The organism is Pseudokordiimonas caeni, assembly GCF_026719705.1.
Taxonomy (GTDB): Bacteria; Pseudomonadota; Alphaproteobacteria; order Sphingomonadales; family Kordiimonadaceae; genus Gimibacter; species Gimibacter caeni.
Genome location: NZ_JAPPRR010000001.1, coordinates 1,024,116 through 1,047,758, shown reverse-complemented (window position 1 = coordinate 1,047,758; position 23,643 = coordinate 1,024,116). Strand labels below are relative to the sequence as shown.

The window sequence follows — 23,643 nt, the reverse complement described above, 5'->3', positions numbered from 1 at the left end:
GCCCGACCTTGGAAACGAATTTTTGCAAGCGGACCCTTGATCCCATGAGTGCTTCCCATATCGACTTTCTTCGCATCCTTCAGGAACGCGGCTTCGTTCATCAGATCACTGATGAGGCAGCCCTTGCCGACCAGCTGAAGAAAGGCCCGATCACGGCTTATATCGGGTTCGATTGCACGGCGCCTTCGCTGCATGTGGGCAGCCTTGTCCAGATCATGATGCTGCGCTGGCTGCAGAAAACCGGCAACAAGCCGATCGTCCTGATGGGCGGTGGCACCACGCGGATCGGTGACCCCACGGGCCGCGACGAAAGCCGCAAGATGCTGACGGACGCGGACATCAACGCCAACATGGATGGCATTCGCTCGATCTTCAGCCAGTTCCTCACCTTCGGCGATACCGGCTCGGACGCCATCATGGTGAATAACGACGACTGGCTCTCTAAGCTTTCCTACATTGAAATGCTGCGCGATGTCGGCACCCATTTCACGATCAACCGGATGCTCACCTTCGATAGCGTGAAGCTGCGGCTTGAGCGCGAGCAGCCGATGACCTTCCTTGAATTCAACTACATGATCCTGCAGGCCTATGACTTCATGGAACTGCACCGCCGCCACAAGTGCGTGCTGCAGATGGGCGGCTCGGACCAGTGGGGCAATATCGTGAACGGCATGGAGCTGACCCGCCGCACCGACGGCGCCCATGTTATCGGCCTCACCACGCCGCTTGTCACCCTTGCCGACGGCAAGAAGATGGGCAAAACAGCCGCAGGCGCCGTATGGCTCAATGAAGCGCAGCTGCCTGCCTATGACTATTGGCAATTCTGGCGCAACACACAGGATGCCGACGTTGGCAAATTCCTGCGGCTTTTCACCGAGCTGCCGATGGATGAAGTTGCCCGCCTTGAAGCGCTTGGCGGGTCGGAAATCAACCATGCCAAGGCGGTTCTCGCCAACGAAGCGACCACGCTCTGCCGTGGCCGCGCCGCTGCCGAAGCCGCTGAAGCCACAGCCCGCGAAGTTTTTGAAAAAGGTGGTGCGGGCGAAGACCTGCCGACCATCAGCGTGAAAGCGGGCACGAGCCTTGTGGACGCCCTCGTCGGCCTTGGCCTCGCGAGTTCCAAGGGCGATGCGCGCCGCCAGATCCAGCAAGGTGCAGTGAAAGTAAACAACAATGCGGTCAGCGATGTTGATGCTGTCATCGACGCGGGCACCGAACTGATAGACGGCAAGATCAAGCTATCAAAGGGCAAGAAGAACCACGGACTTCTCTCCCTCGAAGGCTGATTATGCGGCCTTTTCGGGCTCGTTTTCAGAACCGGTCGGCGCGTCAGGCGTTTCGTCCGGTTCCTCGTTTTCAGCGGCCGGCTTTTCTTCTTCTGCGGCGTCCGGCTTCGGCAGGTCCTCAACCGGCGCTTCCTCCACCTTCGGTGCCTCGCCTTCGGCCGCAGGAGGGGTATCGGGTGTCTTGACGGTCGAAACCTTGCCCTTGGCACCTTCGAAGAAGAAGCGCAGGAAGCCGGGCGCAAGGCCTGATAGAGCATTCACGGATACTTCCGGATTATCGGTCATGCCCTTCACCCGATAGGTGATGCCGATCACGCCCTTGCCGTCGCCGCCCGTGAGGATGGCGCCGATCAGCGGGATTTTGCCGACAACGGCATTGATGCCGTAGGCAGGCACGATCACGCCGTTCACATTGACCTTCTTCTGGATGGCATCCACCTGCCCCGCCAATGTCACGCCGAGCGAGGCGCCATTGGCTTTCAGGTCGTCGATATCCAGAAGCCCGTGGCGCAGGCGGAATTTCATATTGATCTGGTCAAGCGGGACGCCATCGTCGCCGAGCTGCTTGTCAAGCGCCGGCATGGTGCCCTTCTGCACAGCAGGATCAAGCTTCGCCGTCGGCACCATAAGCGATTTGGCGATCTTCGCCTCGCCCTCAAGGCGCAGGGTGCGGCCCCATCCGCTTGTCTCGCCGGAAAGGTCAAGTTCGCCGCCATCCAGATGGCTGAAATAGCCAAGCCCGCGCACAAAGGCGCCGCCATCGTCGGCCGTCAGGCGGATCGTATTGTTGCCGTTCACGTCAGCGCTGATCGTCAGCCCCACATCGCCGTCCGAAAGGATGGCCGTCAGGTCCGTCGCCGTCGGGGCACCGTTCAGGAACAGCGTATCAAGCTGCAGGTCCGTGAGCGTTTCACCGTTCAGAAGGTCGACCCGGTCGGCATGCAGGCTGAGGTCGATGGTCGGTGTGGGTTCCCCTTCCGTCGCCTGCACCTCGGTCGGCACGGGCTCATCTTCAAGGTCGGAGCCAAGGAACCCCGAAAGATCCAGCCGCTCGGCCGCCACTTCCACGCGGTAGGGCTGATCGCCGCTCGCGCGTACCACAATACCGCTCAGCCGGTTGTTATCGAGCGCGCGGGCATCAAAGCTGAGTTCAAACCGGCCCGTATCTGGCGCTCCCCAGATGAACAGCGCATCGGCGTCGATCCCGTCGCCCTTCAAGGACATGGGCGCCACCCGCGTGCTGCCGTCGGCTTCAAACTCGATGAGCCCGCTCGCCGTCGCCTGCACGCCCGGCGCCTTTGCCCAGGCTAGCTCGGGCACCATCACGCGCGTTGCCGTCACGTCCGCCTTGAAGCTGCCTTTCGTAAATTTGAAATTGCGACCGGTGAAGCTGGCATCCGCCTGCATGTCGCCTTTCAGATAAGTATCGAAATCGAGCCCGAAAGCTTTTAGTCCGTTATGGTCAAGCCGGCCGGACATTTCCACGAATGTCGTTTCGGCTTCCGCATCCTTGCGGCCGGCGGCGAAATCTTCCTTCCAGTGCAGGCGCATCGGCACGCCGTTGAAGCGCGCGTCACCCGCCACGTCGATCCGGTCGTTATCAAGCTCCAGCCGCAAGGCGCCGTTCCTGATGCCTTCGCCGCCGAGAAGATCGGCAACACGAGCGTCCACGATATCTGCGGCGACTTCATAGCGAACGGCATCGGCAGGCATGTCCTTGATCAGCGGCACCCTGATCCGGGCAAACAGTTCGGCCTCGCCGCCAAGCCGGGCAAGATCAATGCCGATCCGGTCGGCCACGCGCACCGGCGGCGGCGTCACGAGGGCGAGGATATTATCCACCCCGCCCTTCACGCGAACATCGAACTGGCCTTTCGCACCATTTTTCACATTGATATCAGTCAGCAGTACGCGGGAGCCATAAAGCGGCATGTCCATGATCACGCCGCGGTCGATGGCGATATCGAGCATGTCTTCGGTCAGAAGGCCTCGTCCGCTGATCGAGGACACCGGCGCCATGTCGTCCAGATAGCTTGTTGTCACATCATCAAGACTGAAGGAAAGCGCCAGATAATGGCTGTCGAAAAGGCCGCCACTGCCATCCGGCAGCATGTAGAATTCGAACTTGCCGCGCCGCGCCTGCCCTTTCGAGATATGATCCTTCACCCAGACGCGGGCGCCGCGTTCATTGCCTTCCTCATCCACCTTGATCGGCCAGTAAGCCAGAACCTCAGGGATAGTCGCCTCGTCGATGGCAGCATTAAGGCGCAAGCCGGGCGTGTCGCTTGTATCGACCCAGTAAACGAGCCCGTCCCCCGTGACGACGCGCTTGCCCGCCGCAACCTCGAGCTTTTCGATCTCGAACGTCTTTTCGTCGGGCTTCCAGTAAGCGCGGATTTCGCCGTAAGGCACCGGTGAACCATCAGGGAAGGCGGTCGCATGCGACAGGCGCCCTTCACCGAGACTGACTTCCACATCCGCGGATTCGAGCCCGATGGCGCTCGAGAGGCTGAGGCTCGCCTGAACATCCACCGGCAGATCGAAATAGGAAACCACCTCCGGCACCTCGACATGGCTGGCAAGGCCCGCCGGCACCAGTTTTTCAACCCGCACCATCAGATCGAGCGTTTCGTCTTCAGGGTAGCTTGTCGCCGTGATGCCAAGGGAGGCCGGCATGTCACCGATCGCAAGGTCGCCGCGGATATCGAAATCCAGCCGTCGCCCGTCCTGCCCGAAGGTGACACGAGAAATCATCACGTCGGTCGCCGCGCGCGCCTCATTCCCGGCAATGGTCAGGTGAAGCTGACGAAACTCGACGGAACTGAGGTCTGATATATTTTCCAGAAGCTGGCCGGCGAGGCCGGAAACTATGCGGGTAAAGGGCCCTGCAAGCGCCGGCCGGATAGGGCGACCGTCCGCGATCAAATCCTTGAAGGGATTGGGACCGCCCTCAACGCCCATCAGCGCATCAAGCTTTTCGATATGCACGTTCGGACGGTCCAGCCGCACGGCCGCGATGCCAATATTGCCAAGAAGCGTGCTGCGGCTGAGGCCCACCGCCATTTCCGGGATACGGATACGCCCGCGCGCCGCACCGTCATCGATGGCGACGCCTTTCATTTCGACCCATGGCCGCACACCGCGCCAGTCCCAGCCGACCTCGGCGCTCTCGTACTTGATATGCCATCCGGGCAGGAGGGATTCGACGCGGGCTTCGATCATCCCGCGCGCAAAGCCAAGGTCAATGGGCGCGATCACCAGCCGTGCCGTCACAAGGCACGCGAGAGCGACAATCAGAGTGACAGCCCAAACGAGCGCTCTGCCTGCGAACATACAGGAACGGATCAGCATCGGATGCTCATCTTGGGGTGATCAGGAACTCTGCCGATAGCCACTTTGCTTGATTTCATCGGTCCAACACGAAAGACTGGCGGGACACGTCCCTTTCTGCCATGGGTTAGAGCATGACCGCCCGCCACAGTCCATATCCCAAACCCCATGATACAGCAAATACGGACGAAATCTGGGCAATCCTTTGTGAAGTCGCGACAGAGAATGGTGATCCCGCACCGGCAAACCGTGCGCTTGCCGATGCCGTGTTCGGCAACAGCCCGTTCCTTGCCACCACCGCCCGCCGCCGCCCGGCAACCGCAATCCGGGTTCTGACCGAAGGGCCGGACGCTTGCCTTGCCGCCGTTTTTTCAGCCCTCGATGCCGATCGGTCGGAGGGCGAGAATACGACCAGCCTGATGGCGACCCTCCGGCAGGCCAAGGCCGATGTGGCGCTCATCACCGCGTTTGCCGATGTCAGCGGTGAGTGGGCGCTTTCAAAGGTCACCGCCGCCCTCAGCGATTTTGCTTCGAAGGCGCTTGATCTTGCTGTTTCCCATCTTCTGGAAATCCGTATGCGGGCGGGCGAGCTTGGCTGGCCGCGCGGTGAGCCCGAACCCGTGAGCCCCCGCCTGTCGCAAGGTACCGGTTTCTTCGTTCTTGGCATGGGCAAGCTCGGCGCGGGTGAGTTGAATTATTCGTCGGACGTCGATCTGATCCTGTTCTATGACCCTGAAGCCATCAGCTACACCGGCCGCAAAACACTCAGCGACTGTTATGTCCGCCTTGCCCGCGACCTCATCGAGATGATGGAGAAGCGCACGGGCGACGGCTATGTCTTCCGTACCGATCTGCGGCTCAGGCCCGACCCCGCCGCCAACCCGCTTGCCATGACTGTCGGCGCCGCCGAGGTCTATTATCATTCGATGGCCGTGAACTGGGAACGTTCTGCCATGATCAAGGCGGCAACAGTGGCGGGCGACAGGCAGGCTGGCGCCGATTTCCTTGCATCGCTTTCAAGCTGGATCTGGCGCCGGACCATCGATTTCGCAGCCCTTGCCGACATCGCCGCGATCAAGAACCAGATCAACCGCCACTATGGCCAGCAGGAACTCGCCTTTGAAGGTTATAATGTGAAGCTCGGGCAAGGCGGTATCCGCGAGGTCGAGTTTTACACGCAGGTCCATCAGTTGCTGTTCGCGGGGCGGCACCCTTCTCTTATCCTGCGCGGCACGCTCGAAGCGCTCGACGCCCTGGTCGCGGAGGAACTGGTCGACCCCGACATCCGGGACACACTCGGCAATGCCTATATTTTCCTGCGCACGCTCGAACACCGTATCCAGATGGTCAATGACGACCAGACCCACGAAATCCCGACCGAAGCGAATGATATCGCCCGCCTCGCCACCTTCTGCGGTTTTGAAAAGCCGTCGGACCTGAAGGACGCCCTGTTCCGCCACACCCGCGCGGTCAAAGCCATCTATGATGCCTTCCTGCCGCAAAGCGCCGACGATGAAGACGCCCGCACCAAACCCGAAGCCATTGAGGCGACGCTTATCGAGCTTGGCTACAGTGACGTGCCGAGCGTCGCCGCGATCATCGATGGCTGGCGGCGGGGGCGATACCGTGCGCTGAAGAACGACCGGTCGAAAAGCCTGATGAAAAAGCTGCTGCCCCGGCTTGTTGACGCCTTTGCGGCGACCGATGCGCCGTCCGCAGCCCTCACCCGTTTCGACCAGTTCATCGCGCAGCTGCCGGCCGGTGTTCAGCTTTTCTCGCTTCTGGACGCCAACCCGTCGCTTTTCAAGCTGCTCGCCCGCGTGATGGGTCTGGCGCCAGCGCTGGCCGAAACACTCGCCAAAAAGCCGTCCCTCTGGGACGCGGTGCTTGATCCCGACTTTTTCATGCCGGTGGAAGAAGAGGACGAACTTGCCGCCATCCTCAAATCCATGCTTCGGCGCGCCAAGGATTATCAGGACGTGCTCGATATCGCGCGGCGCTTTGTGGCGGATTATCGTTTCCGTATCGGTGTGCATGGGCTTGAAGGGATCGCCGGTGTCGAGGAATGCGCCCATGCCCTCGCCCGTGTCGCGGACGTGACCCTGAAGGCACTGGTGCCGGCGGTTTCGGAAGAATTCGCCCGCCGCCACGGTCATTTCCCCGGCGGCAGCCTTGCCATCCTCGCCATGGGGAAATATGGCGGCGGTGCCCTGACGCAAACGTCCGACCTCGATATCGTATTCCTCTATGATGTGCCCGACATGAATGCGCAGTCGGATGGCGACCGGCCCCTGATGCCGAGCCAGTATTTCTCGCGCCTTTGCCAGAATATCATCACAGCAATCACGGCGCTGACCCCCGAAGGCCGGCTATTCGAGGTGGACACGCGCCTGCGCCCCTCGGGCAATCAGGGGCCGATTGTCGTCACACTCAAGACCTTCTCGGACTATTACACCGAAGCCGCCTGGACGTGGGAGCATATGGCGCTGACCCGCGCGCGGGTGGTGATCGCCTCGGATGCGTTCGGGAAAGCCATCAAAAGCACTATCCATAAGGTGCTGACTGCCCCCCGCGATGGTATTGCGCTCAAGGCCGCTGTTGCCGACATGCGACGGCGTCTTGCAAAGGAGTTCGGTACTGAAAATCCTTATGCCGTCAAGCATGTGCGCGGCGGGCTCGTGGATATCGAATTCATCGGCCAGTATCTGATGCTGCGCGAAGGGGCGCGCCACACCGGCGTTTTCATTCCGGAACTGATGGCAGCCTTCGACCGGCTTGCCGATTGCGGGGCCTTGGACGCGGCAGACGCCGCCACGCTCAAGGATGCCTATGTGCTGCAGCATCATCTGCAGTCGATCTTCCGGCTGTGCCTTGGCAAATCGCCCGCTGATGACGCCGAAATCTCCGCAGGGCTGCGTGATATCCTCACTACAGCACTTGGCATTTCCTGCTTCGATGATCTGAAGGCGACCCTCGCGCGTACCCAAGCCGCGGTTTACGCCCTCTATCAGTCCATGCTAGGGGACGACCGCAACGACACGGAAAATGATCAGAGGAACGCGACATGAGCCTGAAACCCGGCGATCTTGCCCCCGATTTCACCCTGCCCGGTGGCGACGGCACCGATATCACCCTTTCCGCCTTCGCGGGCAAGCCGGTGGTCGTCTATTTCTATCCCAAGGATGACACGCCGGGCTGCACGACCGAAGCCATCGACTTCAGCGCCCGGATTGCGGATTTCCGCGCCCTTGCCTGCACTGTCATCGGCATCTCGAAAGACACGGCTGCAAAGCACGCCAAGTTCGCCGCAAAGCATGATCTGAAGGTCCTGCTCGCTTCCGATGTGGACGGCACGGTGATCGAGGCATGGGGTGTCTGGATCGAGAAAAAGCTCTATGGCCGCGCCTATATGGGCATCGAACGCGCTACCTTCCTTCTGGACGGCGACCGCAAAGTTCGTGAAGTGTGGCATTCGGTGAAGGTGAAAGGCCATGCCGATGCAGTGCTTGAAGCCGTGAAGGCACTTGCCTGAGCGATCATGAGCCAAACCCGCTGGCAAACCATCGGCGAAGCGGCCGTTGCCGTGTTGACGACCGCTGACGCTGCTGACAAGGCCGCCACCGCCCGCAAGGTGGCCGCAGCGTGGCGCACGGGATTGCTTGCCGCAAGTTACGACACGCCACCGCCTGATCGCCCTGCCCGCCCCGCAAAGCCTGAACTGTTGCCGCCGGCCGACATGCCGAAGCGGCGCAAGGCTGGTACACTCGATAACCGCCGCGCGCTCCTGCATGCCGTGGCGCATATCGAGCTGAATGCCATCGACCTTGCCTTCGATATCGTGGCGCGTTTTGGCGCCCGAATGCCCCGCCCCTTCACCGATGACTGGATCGGCGTGGGGGACGACGAGGCCCGGCACTTCGGCTTGCTGTCCGCCCGTCTTTCTGCCCTCGATTGCGCATACGGTGACCTGCCCGCCCACGACGGCCTTTGGCAGTCCGCCGCTGCCACGGCGCATGACGCCGCCGCCCGGCTCGCCGTGGTGCCGATGGTGCTTGAAGCGCGGGGGCTTGATGTCACCCCGCAGATGATCGACCGCTTCGCCCGGCTTGGCGATGCGGAATCTGCGGCAGCGTTGCAGACTATCTACGACGAGGAAGTCGGGCATGTGGCTGCCGGCACACGCTGGTTCCACCATCTGTGCGCCGGGGAAGGCGTCGACCCTGAGGAAAAATTCCAGTCTCTGGTGCGCACCTATTTCAGCGGCCTTCTGAAGCGCCCCTTCAACCGCCCGGCGCGCGACGCGGCAGGCTTGCCGTTCAGCTTCTACGATCCGCTCGCGGACATGTTACTTTGAACGCCTCACCGCATTAGGGCTTGACTCGGGCCCCCTCGAGTCGGTGGAATGCGCCGTGGCTTGCGCCAGATGTGCCGGGGGGAAACCAGTGCAGACAGGTGCCAAGGGAAGAAAAGACCCGAAAAAGGGTCTCTCGAAACGGGGCTAAGGGCTTGAAAGCACTAAAAAATCTTTATACGCGCCTTGACGGTTTGCGGCTCAGGTATTTTCCTGAGCGGCAGCTTTTTCTGCGCAGCGAAGGCCGTGTGCGATTCCTTACCATCGGCAGTTACACCCAAGTAGCCCTTTCCGGGCTACTTCTTCTGTTTGTACTGTGGGGCCTCGTTGCAACCATCGCTTATGTGAGCCGCGATCTCACGCTTGATGCCAAGAATCGCACCATCAAGGTCATGTCCGCCAATATGCAGAGCGTGACGGAAGACCTGTCGACCCTCGAGAATGATGTAGAGCGCCGCGCCGCCAAACTTGAGCGCCGCCAGCAGTATCTCGAGGAAATTGTCGACCAGATTGCGCCGCCGCGCCCCGAAGCGGAAGGCACCGCCGAGAGCCCCGCAGCTGAGGAAGCTGAAGAGGCCACCGGCGACAAGACGGCAACACTGGCGCCGTCCGTGTTCGAAACGCCAGCCGAGACCGAAGGTCCGGTCACCGGCTTCCTCCGCGAAATCTTCAATGCCGGCGACGCCCATGCGTCGCTCCCCGACGCTGCCGAATCGCGCTCTGACGCGCTGGCCGCGCGCTTCGCGGAAATGGACCTGCGCCAGCGCAGCGTTGCCCGGTCGCTCGCCCTTGCGATCGATGGCAAGATGGAAACGCTTGATACCATCCTGCAGCCGACCAAACTGAGGAGCGAGCAACTGGCCCCGAAGGGTCGTTCGTTGTGGCATCCGGCTTCCTATCTCACCACCAAGCTGCCCGGCAGCGAGTTCGGCATGGAATATGAAGACCCTGCCTTCGTGGGCCTGAAAGAAAAGTGGGACCAGTATCAGAACCTTCTGGTTCTGCTGGAAGCCTTCCCGGCGGCAGAACCCGCCGCTGACTATTATATCTCCAGCCGTTTCGGCAGCCGCCGCGACCCCTTCTCCAACAAATGGAAAAGCCACAAGGGCCTTGATCTTGCCGGCTGGCCGGGCACTGCCATCTATGCCACGGGCGCCGGCAAGGTGATCAAGTCTGGCAAATGGGGCCCCTATGGCAATATGATCGAAATCGACCATGGCAATGGGCTCAGAACCCGTTATGGTCATATGCGCCGGTTGCGCGTCTCCGTGGGTGAGATTGTCGCGGCGGGCCAGCAAATCGGAGACATGGGACGCACCGGCCGTGCAACCAGTTCCCATCTTCATTATGAAATCTGGCAGGGGGACCGGATCCTGGACCCCATGCCATTCCTGAAAGTGGCAGCGGATGTTCGACATTTCCAAAGAAAACAAGAAAGGACCGATGGCTAGCGTCAACGGCCCGTCCACCCCTTCCATCCTTTCCGCCGATGTGACCATCGAAGGCAATGTGACCGTGAACGGCGAACTGCAGCTTGATGGCACCATCAAGGGTGACGTGGTGTGCGGCGAACTGGTGATGGGCGAGCATGGCTCGGTTACCGGCACCGTCACCGCCGACAGCGCCACCATCCGCGGCAATATCAAGGGCGAAGTGAAGGTCCGTGTGTTACGCGTCGAAAAATCCGCCGTCATCAACGGCGACCTTTATCAGGAAAGCCTTTCGGTGGAAGCCGGCGCCAAGCTCACCGGCCGCATTGCCGATCTTTCAACGGTCACCCGCGCCGCCGCCAAGCCCGCCGCTGAATAAGCGCGAAGGCCATACACAAAAACAAAAAGCCCCGGCAGCCAGTGGCGCCGGGGCTTTTTGTATTCTCTGGGCGATCCGAGTTAGTCGATATCGCCAACTTCCTTGTTCTCGCCGTAAACGCGCGCCGCAAGGGCTGCTGCCATGAAGCGGTCGAGGTCGCCATCCAGCACCACCTGTGGCTGACCCGATTCCTCACCCGTGCGCAGGTCCTTCACCATCTGGTAGGGCTGCAGCACATAAGAACGGATCTGGTGACCCCAGCCGATCTCGCTTTTGGTCGCGTTTAGCGCGTTCGCCGCTTCTTCACGCTTCCTAAGCTCCGCTTCATAGAGACGGGCCTTCAGCATGGACAGCGCCGAAGCCCGGTTCTTGTGTTGCGACCGCTCGGCCTGACACTGCACCACGATGCCCGACGGGATGTGGGTCATGCGCACAGCGGAATCGGTGGTGTTCACGTGCTGGCCACCGGCGCCGGAGGCACGATAGGTGTCGACTTTCAGATCGGACTCGTTGATCTCGATGTCGATATTGTCGTCGATCACCGGATAGACCCAGACGGACGCGAAGCTCGTGTGGCGCCGCGCGCTCGAATCATACGGGGAAATACGCACCAGCCGGTGCACACCGCTTTCGGTCTTCATCCAGCCGTAGGCGTCCTCGCCCTTGATCTGCAGCGTGGCGGATTTGATGCCCGCCTCCTCGCCCGGCATATACTGGACGGTCTCCACCTTGTAGCCGCGCTTTTCGGCCCAGCGGAAATACATGCGGAACAGCATGCTCGCCCAGTCCTGGGACTCGGTGCCGCCGGCGCCCGAATGGATTTCCACATAGGTGTCGTTGCCATCAGCCTCGCCGGAAAGCAGCGCCTTCAGTTCGGCTTCCTTGGCCTTGGCCTGCAGCCCCTTGAGCGAGCCTTCGGCTTCGGCCTGCATAGCATCATCGCCGTCCATCTCGGCAAGCTCGATCAGTTCGAGCGTGTCGTTGAGGTCAGCGTCGATCGCCTTGAGGCCGGACACGGCATCATGGAGCTTGGTGCGCTCGCGCATCAGCGCCTGCGCTTTCTGGGGGTCGTTCCAGAGATCGGGATCTTCGGCGAGGGCGTTCAGCTCCTCAAGCCGCAACAGAGCCTGATCCCAGTCAAAGATGCCTCCTCAGCAGTGCCAGCGACTGCTTGAGTTGGTCGACGGTTGCCTGGGCTTCCGCGCGCATGTCAGTTCCTTATCGTTACTCGTTTGCAGAATAGGCAGGCGGATCAATAGATTCCGCCGGTACCCTTGCGAATTGTGCCCTGTGTTTGACCGATCGGAAGCGACCCGTCAAGCACTGTGACCTCACCGAACTTCGGTTCGGTCCCGGGGCGGAAGGCTTCAAGGATGACCTGGGCGTTACCGGCGCCCGCAAGCTGGCCGGTCGAAGCATCCACTTTGACAAGCCGCACACCGGTCGGCATCCGGAATGGAATGCTCGGCTGGCCCTTCAGGGCATCGATCATGAAATCCCGGAAAACCGGCACGGCAACGCTGGAACCCTCTTCACCTGCCCCGAGCGAACGAGGCTGGTCGAAACCGACGAAGACGCCAACCACGAGGTCCGGCGCGAAGCCGACAAACCATGTGTCGGTGGAATCGTTCGTGGTGCCGGTCTTGCCCGCCAGCGGCTTGCCGACTGCACGGATACGCACGCCGGTGCCGCGCTCCACCACGCCTTCGAGCATGTGAACAAGCTGATAGGCGGTGATCGGGTCCACGACCTGCGCGCGGGTATCGGGCAGTTCGGGCTCGACGAGCGGTGCGGCCGGCTCGACACTCGCCTCACAGCCCGCGCAGGCACGGGTATCGTGCCGGAAAATCGTTTTGCCGTAGCGGTCCTGGATACGGTCGATCAGCGTCGGCTCGATCTTCTTGCCGCCATTGACGAGCATGCCATAGGCGGCACTCAGCTTCAGGAGCGTCACTTCGCCCGCGCCAAGGGAAGCCGCCAGTGTGGGGGTCATATTGTCGGCAAGCCCGAAGCGCTGGGCATAATCCATCACCATCGGCATGCCGAGATTCTGGGCGAGCCGCACGGTCATCAGGTTCCGCGATTTTTCGAGGCCGAGGCGCAGCGTGCTTGGCCCATAGAACTTGTTCGACGAGTTGCGGGGCTTCCAGGTGCCCTGCCCGTCGCCCTGATCCATCACGAAGGGCGCGTCGAGAATGAGGCTGGAAGGCGTGAAGCCGTGTTCAAGCGCCGCCGCATAGACGAAAGGCTTGAAGGCCGATCCCGGCTGGCGCTCTGCCTGCGTTGCCCGGTTGAACTGGCTGACATTGAAATCGAACCCGCCAACCAGCGCAAGCACCCGGCCGGTATGCGGGTCAAGTGCGACGAGCGCGCCGCCGATTGCGGGGATCTGGTCGAGATTATAATTGCGCGCTTTGGTCAGCGTGTCGCCCGAGAAGGTATTGTAGGCGGCAAAGCTCGCCTCGCCCTCACCTTTCGAGACCACGATCACATCACCGATCTTCAAAACCTGCCCGGTGGATTCGACCTTCGGCCCCAGACGCTCGCCTTCGCGCCATTCACGCGCCCAGCGCATGGCATCAAGCGGAATGAAGCCGAACGTGCCATCGGCGAGGCCGATGATAGCGCCGTCCTCGCGCACTTCCTGAACCAGCGCGAGCCGCCAGCCGGGCTTCCCGACCGACTGGCGAACCTTCAGAAGCTTCTCGCGCCAATCGGCGGCCACACCGATATGCGTCACCGGCCCGCGCCATCCGTGACGGCGGTCATAAGCGACAAGCCCGTCGCGCAGGCGCCGTTCGGCAATTTCCTGCAGGCGCGGCTCCAGCGTGGTGCGTACCGAAAGACCGCCCTCGTACAGGGCTTTCTCGCCATAAAGGGCTGCCACTTGCCGCCGGACATCCTCGGCGAAATAATCGGCCCTGAACTCGGCGCGTGCACCCTGCACCGGCGGTTCCAGATCGGTCGCCACAGCCTCTTCATATTCAGCGTCGCTGATGAATTCGAGATCATGCATGCGCGACAGCACCCAGTTGCGGCGGCCGAGCGCGCGGTCATGATCATGCACCGGGTGATAATTGTTCGGCGCCTTCGGGAGCACGGCAAGGTAAGCGGCTTCCGCAACCGTCAGCTCTGGCAACGACTTGCCGAAATAATTGAGCGCTGCAGCACCGATGCCGTAGGAGCGGTTACCGAGATAAATCTCGTTCAGGTAAAGCTCAAGGATCTGGTCCTTGGTGAAGGCGCGCTCGATCCTGAGCGTCAGGATCATTTCCTTGATCTTGCGGTCCAGGCGCTGGTCAAGCGTCAGAAGGAAGTTCCTCGCCACCTGCTGGGTGATCGTGGACGCCCCCTGCAGGTTGCTACGCCCTTGCACGATATTGAGCGCGCTGTTGATGGCCGCCCGTACCATCCCCATGTAATCAAGCCCGCCATGCTCAAAGAAATTTTTGTCCTCGGCCGCCAGAAAGGCTTCCACAACGCGGTCCGGCACGGCCTCGACCGGCACGAACAGGCGCTGCTGCCGCGCGAATTCGGTCAGGAGGCTGCCGTCACCCGCATGAATGCGCGTGGTCACCGCCGGCTCATATTCCGCGAGAGTCTTGTAGTCCGGCAGGTCACGTCCATAGTGGATGAATGCACCAAGCACGACGCCGGCACCGGCGACCATCCCGAAAAGTGAAAGCCCTGCCCCCCAATAGACGAACTTGCGCCAGCGCGGTGCACGGCGCTTCGGCGCTTCTTCGCTGCCTTTGGGCTCGGCAGACTTGATATCGTCTTTCGGGGTCATGGGCGGGTCAGGCCTTCCTGTTCTCGTTCGGGCGCACCCTATGCCAGAATTTTGTGGCGCTGGTAAGGCGCAAACGCTCGCAAAGTGTACAAGGAAATCAGCGGCCGAGCGCGATCATATGTTCGAAATAGCGATCCACGGCGCGGCTGACCGAACGGGCGATCTTGCGCTGTCCCTCGGCACTTGCCAGCCGGCGCGCGTCATCCTTGTTGGAAAGATAGCCGCATTCGATCAGCACGCTCGGCACATCAGGCGCTTTCAGCATACCAAGATTGGCATAACGGTGTGCGCGCGACAGCATCGGATTGTCCCGTTTCATTTCGTTTACGAGGATTTCTGCAAACTGGGCCGAGTAATTGAGCGTCTCGCGCTGGGCGAGATCAATGAGGATTCCGGCCACCTCGTCGTCCGCTTCATTGAGGTCGAGCCCCGCCACAAGGTCAGATTTGTTCTCGCGAGCGGCCAGCCGTTCGGCTTCCTTGTCCGATGCGGTTTCGGAAAGGCTGTAAACACTGCCGCCGGTAACGGTCGGGTTCTGGATCGAATCCGCGTGGATGCTGATGAACAGATCGGCGCCGAGCTTGCGGCCCAGCACGAAGCGCTCGCGCACCGGGATGAAGAAATCCCTGTCCCGGGTCAGCTTCACCGTATAGCGGCCGGTACGCTCTAGCTCCGCCTTGATGGCCTTGGCCATGGCAAGCACGATGTGCTTCTCGTTGACACCAAGAACGCCGAGCGTGCCCGGATCAGGGCCGCCGTGCCCGGCATCAAGGACAATCACCTTCTTCGCCCCCGGAATGGCGGAGGGGCGTGAGGCCGGAACGCTCGGGGCAACCGACGTCACGTCCGGGCGCGCCGCCGAAGCAACTGCCTTGTCGGCGGCGACGGCTGCCGCGAAATCCGCCGCATTCGTGGATTTCAGGTCGATGACATAACGGTGGTTATAACCTTCACGCGGTGGCAGCGCGAAACTTGACGAGACAAGCGCAGGGCGCTCGAGATCAAGCACGATCCGGTATGTATCGGCATCAAAAAGCCCGTGCCGGAACTGGCCGATGAGGCCGATGCCACGATTGGCGCCGTTGCCACGCCATGCCCCCATGGGCACGTCGATCACCACCCGGTTGGGGCCGGACAATAGAAAGATGCGCGGCTCGATGGCACTGTCCACGTCCAGCACAACGCGCGATGTATCGCCGTTCTCGCCGAAACGGATGCTGCTGATGGCGACTTCCGCCGCCACGGCAAAGGACGTGCAGCACCAAAGGGCGAACGCCAGACAAGCCTTGATGATCCTGCAGTTCACGCGCAAAACCCTGCTCATGTTCACTCATGACGGACCGGAGCAACTAGGTGCCGGCACATCCCGTTTATCGAGCATACTATTTAGAAGTGGCAACAGTCTCAACATTTTCCGTTGTAAAAGACCGACGAACTTACTACGTTAGCGGCGCGAGATTATCGGTTTGGCGCTTTCGGGCGGCGAACCATGACCCGGCCCCGACGCGATCGCAACGCGAGGGCAGGCCGTGACGATCCGAGAGGCCGCCGTTATGGCCATCGGCAAAAACGGACGAGACCGGGTCATAACAAGGACAAGAACCGGCAATGGTCGAACGGCTTAGCCACCAGGACGCATCAAAATCCAGCCGCTTGGTTACGCAGCGGGACGATGCTCGCCTTATCGACCGGAATGCGCCGATTTCTGCCCACCTCGTTCCTTCGGGATCCCTTCACATCAATGGCATGGCCAGCGCGCCCCGCATGTCCGCGGGCGATTCCGCGCGGCCAGATGCCTGGAGAATTTTCTATGTCCACACGTATGTTGATCGATGCCCGCCATCCGGAAGAGACCCGGGTTGCTGTAATCGAGGGTAGCCGCGTCGAGGAATTCGACTACGAATCCGCTTCCCGCCGTCAACTCAAAGGCAATATCTATCTCGCCCGCGTCACCCGCGTCGAGCCGTCGCTGCAAGCCGCCTTCGTTGAATATGGCGGCAACCGTCACGGCTTTCTGGCTTTCAGTGAAATCCACCCGGACTATTACCAGATTCCGGTCGAGGACCGCGACAAGCTGAAAGCCGAGGAATTCGAGACCGCAAAGGTCGAGGATGTCCTGCCTGCCCCGGTGAAAGAAGCACCTGAACCCGTGGAAGCCGATGCGGACGCCGAGCATGAAGATGCCGATGGCGAAGAACCCATCGAAGCGACGACGCTGCAGGAAAATGCCGAAGAAGAAGCCGATGCGCATCTTGAAGAAGCGGCCGAACGCCGCCGTTCGATCCGCACCCTGAAGCGCCGCTACAATATCCAGGAAGTGATCAAGCGCCGCCAGATCATCCTTGTGCAGGTCGTGAAGGAAGAGCGCGGCAACAAGGGCGCGGCGCTGACCACCTATCTGTCGCTCGCCGGCCGTTACTGCGTGCTGATGTCGAACTCGACCCATGGCGGCGGCATCAGCCGCAAGATTTCGTCAACGACCGACCGCAAACGCCTGAAAAGTGTCATCGGTGAACTGGACGTGCCTGCCGGGATGGGCCTCATCATCCGCACCGCCGGCATGCAGCGCACCAAGGCCGAAATCAAGCGCGACTACGAATATATGCTGCGCCTCTGGAGCGGCATCCGCGAACTGACGCTGAAGTCGGTTGCCCCTGCCCTCATCTATGAGGAAGGCGACCTGATCAAGCGCACCATCCGCGACCTTTATACCCGCGAGATCGACGAGATTCTTGTGGAAGGGGAAAAGGGCTACCGCGCTGCCAAGGACTTCATGAAGCTGCTGATGCCGAGCCACGCCAAGAAGGTTCAGCATTACAAGGACCGCATCCCCTTGTTCCACCGCTATCAGGTGGAAAGCCAGCTGGAGACCATGTACCAGCCGGTCGTGACGCTGAAGTCCGGCGGCTATATCGTCATTAACCCGACCGAAGCGCTGATCTCGATCGACGTGAACTCGGGCCGGGCGACGAAAGAGCACAATATCGAGGAAACCGCGCTTCACACGAACCTTGAAGCAGCGGACGAGATTGCCCGCCAACTGCGCCTGCGCGATCTTGCCGGCCTTATCGTCATCGACTTCATCGACATGGAAGAACGCGGTAACAACCGCAATGTCGAACGTCGCATGAAGGAAGCCCTGAAGGCCGACCGCGCCCGCATCCAGGTTGGCCGCATCTCGAGCTTCGGGCTGATGGAAATGTCGCGCCAGCGCCTCCGGCCCAACCTGCAGGAAACCAGCATGGTTACCTGCTCCACCTGCAAAGGCACGGGGCTTGTCCTTTCGATTGAATTCGCCGCCCTGAATGCGCTGCGCCAGCTTGAGGAAGAAGGCATCCGCGCCCGCAGCACAATTGTCCGCATCGCCACGAGCCCGGACGTTGCCATCTATCTCCTGAACAAGAAGCGCGACGCGCTGGTCGAGCTGGAAGGCCAGTATGGCTACCAGATCGAAGTGATCGCCAGGACGGGCTTCGGCAATTCGGATATCGAACTGACCCGTGAAGCCGGCACGCCGATGATCCGCGCGGTTGAACCTGCAACGGTCATCACGCAGGAAAATATCGCCGAATTCGACGGCGAAGACGAAGAAGACGATATCGAGGACGCCGAAGAAGAAGAAATCCGCACCAGCAGCAACGAAAGCCGCGAGGAACGCGGTGACGGCGACCCGCGCCGCAAGCGCCGCCGCCGTCGTCGTCGCGGTCGTGGTGGCGACGCCGAGCGTGGTGACGAGCAGCGCACTGCCCGCCGCGACGAGAATGGTGAAGAGGCCACTGCCGACGAAGCCGGCGAACGTGCCGATGAGGAAGATAATGGCGAAGGCGAAGCCCGCGTTGACAGTGAAGGCCGCGCACGCCGCCGCCGGGGTCGCCGGGGCGGTCGCCGCAGGCGTGGCCGTGGCGAAGACGGCCAGCGCGATGACGTGGCGGCAGAAGACGCCGGCACCGCAATCGAAGCCCGGTCAGAACCCGTGGAAGCCGAAGCGGCAGACGCTGACGCAGGCGAAGAAGCCGCTGCTGACGGCAATATCCCTGCGCCGAAACCGCGCCGTCGCCGCCGCGTGAAGCGGGCGGATGCTCCTGAAGGCGAGGCTGCCGCAGAAACTGCGGAAGCTCCTGCCGAGGAAGTGAAAACCGAAGCGGAAGAAGCACCGGCACCGGCCAAAAAGCCGCGAGCCCGTCGCAAGACCAAGGCCGAAATCGCAGCTGAAGCCGAAGCTGCAGAAGCTGCAACTGAAGCCCCGGCCGAGGAAGCAAAACCGGAAGCCGAGGAAGCACCAGCCAAGAAGCCACGCGCTCGCCGCACGACCAAGGCCAAGCCCAAGGCCGAGGAAGCCGCAGTTGAGACTGCGCCTGAAGCCGCTGAAACTACCGAGGAAGCAGCAACCGCCGAGCCGAAGAAGAAGGCAGCTCCCCGCAAGCGCAAGGCGCCTGCCAAGGCCGCAGCGGCTGAAGCACCGGCGGTCGCCGCGAAAGCGGAAGAGCCCGTTGCCGAGGCTGCAGCAGCCACCCCTGCTGCGGCAACGCACCCGGCGCTGCAGGTCACGACTGTTGAAGCTGGCAACACCGATAGCAACCAGCCGAAGCGCAAGGGCTGGTGGCAGCGCACCTTCGGCTAAGAAAAGCCACGATCCGATATTAGAAACGGGCTCCTGCGGGGGCCCGTTTTCGTTCCAGCGTGCGATCACAGCTTTTCACCGCACTGTTCATTGACGGTTCAGTGCTGTCGCCCTAGCCTGAGCCCCGAGACAAGCCGGAGAATGAATCGGTGACCAAGCCGTCCAGCCTGAAGAAACTCGCTGCCGTCAGTGCCCTTGCCATCGCCCTTGCAGCCCCTGCAGAGGCGCAGTCCATCCTCAGGGATGCGGAGACGGAGCATTTCCTGCACGAAATTTCGGATCCGATGTTCAAGGCCGCCGGGCTGGACCCGCGCTCGGTCGAAATCTATCTTCTGGGTGATAACAGCATCAACGCCTTCGTCACCGGCGGACAGAATATCTTCATCCATTCAGGACTTATCGAAGCCGCAAACGACGTTGATGAACTGAAAGGCGTGATCGCCCACGAAACCGGCCACATTTCGGGGGCGCACCTCGCGCGGATGGGTGAAGGCGTTCAAGGCGCCACGATGATGTCGGTCATCTCGATGGTGCTTGGTGCTGCCGCCATCGCAGCGGGCGGCGGTGACGCCGGCATGGGCATCCTGATGGCGGGCCAATCGATGGCGCAACGCCAGTTTCTGGCCTACACCCGCGTGCAGGAAAGCGCGGCAGATCAGGCGGGCGCCACTTTCCTTGAAGCCACGGGCACATCGGCGACCGGCATGGTCCGTTTCTTCCGCAAGCTGCAGAATCAGGAAATCCTCGCACAGGTGCGGCAGGATCCTTACGTGCGGAGCCACCCGCTGAATTCCACCCGCATGCTACAACTGGAACAACGGGTGAATGAAAGCCCGTTCCGCGACAAAAAACCTGACCCGACCGAGGAAGAAACCTTCAAACGGCTGCAGGCAAAGCTTGTCGGCTATCTCGCCAAGCCGCGCCAGGTGCTGGCCAAATATCCGGAAAGCGACAAAAGTGCCGCCGCGCGCTATGCCCGCGTTTATGCGTGGCACAAGGCGATTGAATGGGACAAGGCCCTGGCCGAGGCCGACGCGCTGATCGAGATGGAACCGGAGAACCCCTATTTCCATGAAATCAAGGGTCAGATCCTGTTTGAAAACGGTCGCGTCGACGAGGCGATCACGGTCCTGAAACGCGCCACGGAACTCGCGCCCGACGAAGCGCTGATCCTCACGGCTTACGGGCAAGCCCTTGTCAGCAACGAGAATCCGGAGCGGATGGAAATCGCCCTGCCCGTACTGCAGCGCGCTGCCAAGATCGATCCCACCAACACATTCGCCTGGTTCAATCTGGCCCGCGCCTACAGCTGGCTCAATGATGAGCCGCACGCGGCCCTTGCCACGGCCGAACGCTTCTATTCGGTCGGTGCGCTGCACCTTGCCGTCAATCATGCCCGCAATGCCATGGAAGGCCTTCCCAAGGGATCGCCAGATTGGATTCGCGCGCAGGATATTTTGATGATATCCGAGCCCTATGCCGAACAGATGCGCGAGCGGATGCGCCGCCGCTGACATCACTTTCTCTCTATCCAAGGAACATTCATGCGCCGCCAGATCGCCAGCCTTACCCTCGTGCTTGCCACCACCAGCCTGCCCGCCCTCGCCCAGTCTTCTGACGTGAAGGTGAGCGACGCGGAGCGGGAGAAGATCGAGGCCGTTATCGAAAGCTACCTGATGGAGCATCCCGAACTGATCGTACGTTCGATCAGTGAATGGCAGCGCCGCCGCCAGACCGAACAGATGCTGCCGACCGTGGGCCTATATCGGGGGTATCTCGAGAACGATCCGTCGATCCCGGTGCTTGGCAACCCCAAGGGCGACGTGACGATTGTCGAGTTTTATGATTATCGCTGCGGCTATTGCCGCCGCCACTATCCGGTCATGAAAGATATTCTGGCGAAAGACGGCAACGTGCGCCTCACCGCGCTGCAATTCCCGATCCTTGACCGCGACGGTGAAACGCCAATGTCGCGCATCTTGTCCCGTGCCGCGCTCGCATCCAACCTGCAGGGCAAGTTCGAGTCCTTCCATGACGCGCTGATGACTGCCCCGAAGGCGCCCGCAAGCGAGAAGGAAATGCTGGCGATTGCCGAGCGGGTCGGCCTCGACACCACACGCCTGCAGGCCGATATGAAAAGCCCGCTCATCGACAAGGCGATTGAAAATGCGCTCGCCATCGGCCGCGACATCGGCTTCGAAGGCACGCCGGGCTATATCATCGGCAACGACATCCTGCTCGGCGCCGAAGGCCCTGACCGCGTGAGGCAGGCCATCGCCCGCGCCCGCGCGGACAAGGCGAAGGCCGGCAACTAAGCCAGCCTAGATCAGGCCGTAAAGAGGCGAGCTCGGGTCCGCATATTTCTTCTTGGGCATCCGCCCGGCGAGATAGGCGGCCCGACCGGATTCGACCGCGAGCTTCATGGCATGCGCCATCAGGACCGGGTCTTTCGCCTCGGCAATCGCGGTATTCATCAGAACGCCGTCGCAGCCAAGTTCCATGGCGATGGCAGCGTCCGACGCTGTGCCAACGCCCGCATCCACCAGCACCGGCACTTTCGCCTGTTCGATGATCAGGCGAATCTGCACCGGGTTCTGGATGCCAAGGCCCGAGCCGATCGGTGCGCCGAGCGGCATGATGGCCACGCAGCCCATGTCCTCAAGGCGCTTCGCGATGATCGGATCGTCGTTCGTATAGACCATCACCTTGAAACCCTCCTGGATCAGGGTTTCGGCGGCCGAAAGCGTTTCGACAATATTCGGATAAAGCGTCTTCTGGTCGCCCAGCACTTCCAGCTTCACCAGATCCCAACCACCGGCCTCACGCGCCAGGCGCAGGGTGCGGAGCGCATCGTCCGCCGTGAAGCAACCCGCTGTGTTCGGCAGGTAGGTGATCTTTTTCGGGTCCACGAAATCTACAAGGCGCGGCTCGTTGGGGTTCGTCACATTCACGCGGCGTACTGCCACGGTGACGATTTCGGCGCCCGAAGCAGCAATTGCCTCGGCCGTCTGTTCAAAATCCTTGTATTTACCGGTGCCGACGATCAGGCGGGACGAATAGGTCTTGCCCCCGACCGACCAGCTGTCGGCCTTCGTGTTGCCGCCACCGATAAAATGGACGATTTCGAGCCTGTCGCCGTCCGCAAGCGTGGTTTCGCCGTAGGTTGATTTCGGCACGATTGCGAGGTTGCGCTCTACTGCGATCTTGGTGGGGTCAAGGCCGAGCGAGGTGAGGAAGGCATCAAGGGTGACCGGCGTTTCGATGGTTTTCGGATCGCCGTTAACTGTCAGATGAATCACGTCTCTGTCCGTTTCGTCAGTGCGGGAAGGTGGGGCTGTCCGCATCATCAAACATGGACCATGCGGTTCCGGCTTTGCATTGCCTACATATGGCATTATACAGGGGCCATCAAGCGCTCAGTCGACAGATCGGACGGTGGCATGCCCCAAACCCGGGACGCAAAAATCCTGATCCTCAATGGTCCTAACCTCAATCTTCTCGGCACCCGCGAAGTGGCCACCTATGGCACCACGACGCTCGCCGATATCGAGGCCATGTGCCAAGAGGCCGCAGGCAAGCATGGCCTTGCCGCCGATTTCCGGCAAACCAACAGCGAAGGCACGCTTGTGGACTGGATCCAGTCCGCCAAGGGGGACGCGGATGTCATCATCCTGAATGCCGCCGCCTATACGCACACCTCGATCGCCGTGCGCGACGCGCTCAGTGCCGTCGCCCTGCCCGTGATCGAAGTGCACCTCTCCAACATCTTCGCGCGGGAAGAATTCCGCCATCATTCGCATGTGTCGCCGGTTGCCGCCGGGGTCATCTGCGGATTTGGCGCGGACGGCTACCGGCTCGCCATCGACGCAGCCAGTGCCCTTCTCGACCGGGCCAAGACCTGACCGGCCGCTTCAAGACCGGTCAATCTATTCAGACAACAGAACAAGTCAGAACTGGGGGATACCCTGATGTCCAAACTCAATGATTATAAAGAACTGATCCGCGAACTCGCCGAGCTGCTCGACAAGTCGTCGCTGAGCGAAATCGAGGTCGAAGAAGACGATTTCCGCATTCGTGTGGCGCGCGACGTACCCCAGGCTGCGATGACCTATTCGGTACCTGCCCCGATGGCAGCGGCCCCCGCCGCAGCCCCTGTGGCCGCGCCAGTCGCCGCACCGGTTGCCGCCGCACCTGCGGCTGCCGAAGATCATCCAGGCGCTGTGCCCTCGCCGATGGTCGGCACCGTCTATATGTCCCCCTCGCCGGACGCCGCGCCGTTCGTGAAGGTTGGCCAGCAGGTGAAAGAGGGTGAAACCATCCTCATTATCGAAGCCATGAAAGTGATGAACCAGATTGCCGCGCCCAAATCCGGCACCGTGAAGGAAATCCTGATCGGCGACGCACAGCCGGTCGAATTCGGCCAGCCCCTGATGATCATCGAATAAGGCGCCAGCCA

The 23,643-nt window shown here is 61.3% G+C and carries 16 protein-coding genes; 11 read left to right on the top strand and 5 right to left on the bottom strand.

The genetic code is table 11. From position 1 onward, the window contains the following. Nucleotides 1-44 precede the first annotated feature (44 nt). Nucleotides 45-1,286 carry a tyrosine--tRNA ligase gene (tyrS, locus tag OU694_RS04725; protein ID WP_308909824.1) on the top strand — a complete coding sequence of 414 codons (1,242 nt, stop codon included), beginning with the start codon at nucleotides 45-47 and terminating at the stop codon, nucleotides 1,284-1,286. Here tyrS and OU694_RS04720 read toward each other — a convergent pair whose 3' ends face one another. Continuing rightward, on the bottom strand, nucleotides 1,287-4,637 hold the full coding sequence (locus OU694_RS04720; protein ID WP_308909823.1) for a YhdP family protein: 3,351 nt from the start codon (nucleotides 4,635-4,637) through the stop codon (nucleotides 1,287-1,289). A 113-nt stretch (nucleotides 4,638-4,750) separates the two neighbouring features. Between OU694_RS04720 and OU694_RS04715 the strand changes: the two genes are divergently transcribed. The 5 genes from OU694_RS04715 (at nucleotide 4,751) to OU694_RS04695 (ending at nucleotide 10,776) form a co-directional block, all read left to right on the top strand. Further along, nucleotides 4,751-7,684 carry a bifunctional [glutamine synthetase] adenylyltransferase/[glutamine synthetase]-adenylyl-L-tyrosine phosphorylase gene (locus OU694_RS04715; protein ID WP_308909822.1) on the top strand — a complete coding sequence of 978 codons (2,934 nt, stop codon included), beginning with the start codon at nucleotides 4,751-4,753 and terminating at the stop codon, nucleotides 7,682-7,684. Then, nucleotides 7,681-8,148, top strand: coding sequence for a thioredoxin-dependent thiol peroxidase (gene bcp, locus OU694_RS04710; RefSeq protein ID WP_308909821.1), 468 nt, complete (start codon nucleotides 7,681-7,683; stop codon nucleotides 8,146-8,148). The genes OU694_RS04715 and bcp overlap by 4 nt, the downstream gene beginning before the upstream one ends. Before the next feature lie 6 nt (nucleotides 8,149-8,154). Then, nucleotides 8,155-8,970, top strand: a complete 816-nt coding sequence (locus OU694_RS04705) for a ferritin-like domain-containing protein (protein WP_308909820.1) — start codon at nucleotides 8,155-8,157, stop codon at nucleotides 8,968-8,970. 71 nt (nucleotides 8,971-9,041) lie between these two features. Continuing rightward, nucleotides 9,042-10,418 carry a M23 family metallopeptidase gene (locus OU694_RS04700; RefSeq protein ID WP_308909819.1) on the top strand — a complete coding sequence of 459 codons (1,377 nt, stop codon included), beginning with the start codon at nucleotides 9,042-9,044 and terminating at the stop codon, nucleotides 10,416-10,418. Then, on the top strand, nucleotides 10,411-10,776 hold the full coding sequence (locus OU694_RS04695) for a bactofilin family protein (protein ID WP_308909818.1): 366 nt from the start codon (nucleotides 10,411-10,413) through the stop codon (nucleotides 10,774-10,776). Before OU694_RS04700 ends, OU694_RS04695 begins: the two co-directional genes overlap by 8 nt. Nucleotides 10,777-10,856: 80 nt before the next feature. On the opposite strand, the gene prfB is transcribed toward OU694_RS04695, so the two are convergent. The 3 genes from prfB to OU694_RS04680 form a co-directional block, all read right to left on the bottom strand. After that, a protein-coding gene (prfB, locus tag OU694_RS04690) for a peptide chain release factor 2 (protein ID WP_308909817.1) occupies nucleotides 10,857-11,985 on the bottom strand; the annotation gives its coding sequence in 2 pieces (ribosomal slippage) (nucleotides 10,857-11,915 and nucleotides 11,917-11,985; 1,128 coding nt in all). A 43-nt stretch (nucleotides 11,986-12,028) separates the two neighbouring features. Further along, complete coding sequence (locus tag OU694_RS04685; protein ID WP_308909816.1) at nucleotides 12,029-14,566, bottom strand: penicillin-binding protein 1A; 2,538 nt, start codon at nucleotides 14,564-14,566, stop codon at nucleotides 12,029-12,031. 97 nt (nucleotides 14,567-14,663) lie between these two features. Continuing rightward, complete coding sequence (locus OU694_RS04680) at nucleotides 14,664-15,890, bottom strand: N-acetylmuramoyl-L-alanine amidase (protein WP_308909815.1); 1,227 nt, start codon at nucleotides 15,888-15,890, stop codon at nucleotides 14,664-14,666. Nucleotides 15,891-16,376: 486 nt separating this feature from the next. Between OU694_RS04680 and OU694_RS04675 the strand changes: the two genes are divergently transcribed. The 3 genes from OU694_RS04675 to OU694_RS04665 all read left to right on the top strand — a co-directional run bounded on the left by OU694_RS04675 (nucleotide 16,377) and on the right by OU694_RS04665 (nucleotide 21,502). Beyond that, complete coding sequence (locus OU694_RS04675) at nucleotides 16,377-19,187, top strand: Rne/Rng family ribonuclease (RefSeq protein WP_308909814.1); 2,811 nt, start codon at nucleotides 16,377-16,379, stop codon at nucleotides 19,185-19,187. Nucleotides 19,188-19,336: 149 nt separating this feature from the next. Further along, entirely contained in the window at nucleotides 19,337-20,701 is a 1,365-nt protein-coding gene (locus OU694_RS04670; protein WP_308909813.1) for a M48 family metalloprotease, read from the top strand. Nucleotides 20,702-20,731: 30 nt separating this feature from the next. Beyond that, complete coding sequence (locus tag OU694_RS04665) at nucleotides 20,732-21,502, top strand: DsbA family protein (protein ID WP_308909812.1); 771 nt, start codon at nucleotides 20,732-20,734, stop codon at nucleotides 21,500-21,502. Between the two features lie 6 nt (nucleotides 21,503-21,508). On the opposite strand, the gene thiS is transcribed toward OU694_RS04665, so the two are convergent. Then, the gene (gene thiS, locus OU694_RS04660) at nucleotides 21,509-22,483 is read right to left on the bottom strand and encodes a sulfur carrier protein ThiS (protein WP_373460250.1); all 975 of its coding nucleotides are present in this window, start codon (nucleotides 22,481-22,483) and stop codon (nucleotides 21,509-21,511) included. A gap of 144 nt (nucleotides 22,484-22,627) precedes the next feature. Between thiS and aroQ the strand changes: the two genes are divergently transcribed. Together aroQ and accB are read left to right on the top strand one after the other, a co-directional pair. Next, nucleotides 22,628-23,089 carry a type II 3-dehydroquinate dehydratase gene (gene aroQ, locus OU694_RS04655; protein ID WP_308909810.1) on the top strand — a complete coding sequence of 154 codons (462 nt, stop codon included), beginning with the start codon at nucleotides 22,628-22,630 and terminating at the stop codon, nucleotides 23,087-23,089. A gap of 66 nt (nucleotides 23,090-23,155) precedes the next feature. Then, the gene (gene accB, locus OU694_RS04650; protein WP_308909809.1) at nucleotides 23,156-23,632 is read left to right on the top strand and encodes an acetyl-CoA carboxylase biotin carboxyl carrier protein; all 477 of its coding nucleotides are present in this window, start codon (nucleotides 23,156-23,158) and stop codon (nucleotides 23,630-23,632) included. The last annotated feature ends 11 nt before the right edge of the window (nucleotides 23,633-23,643 follow it).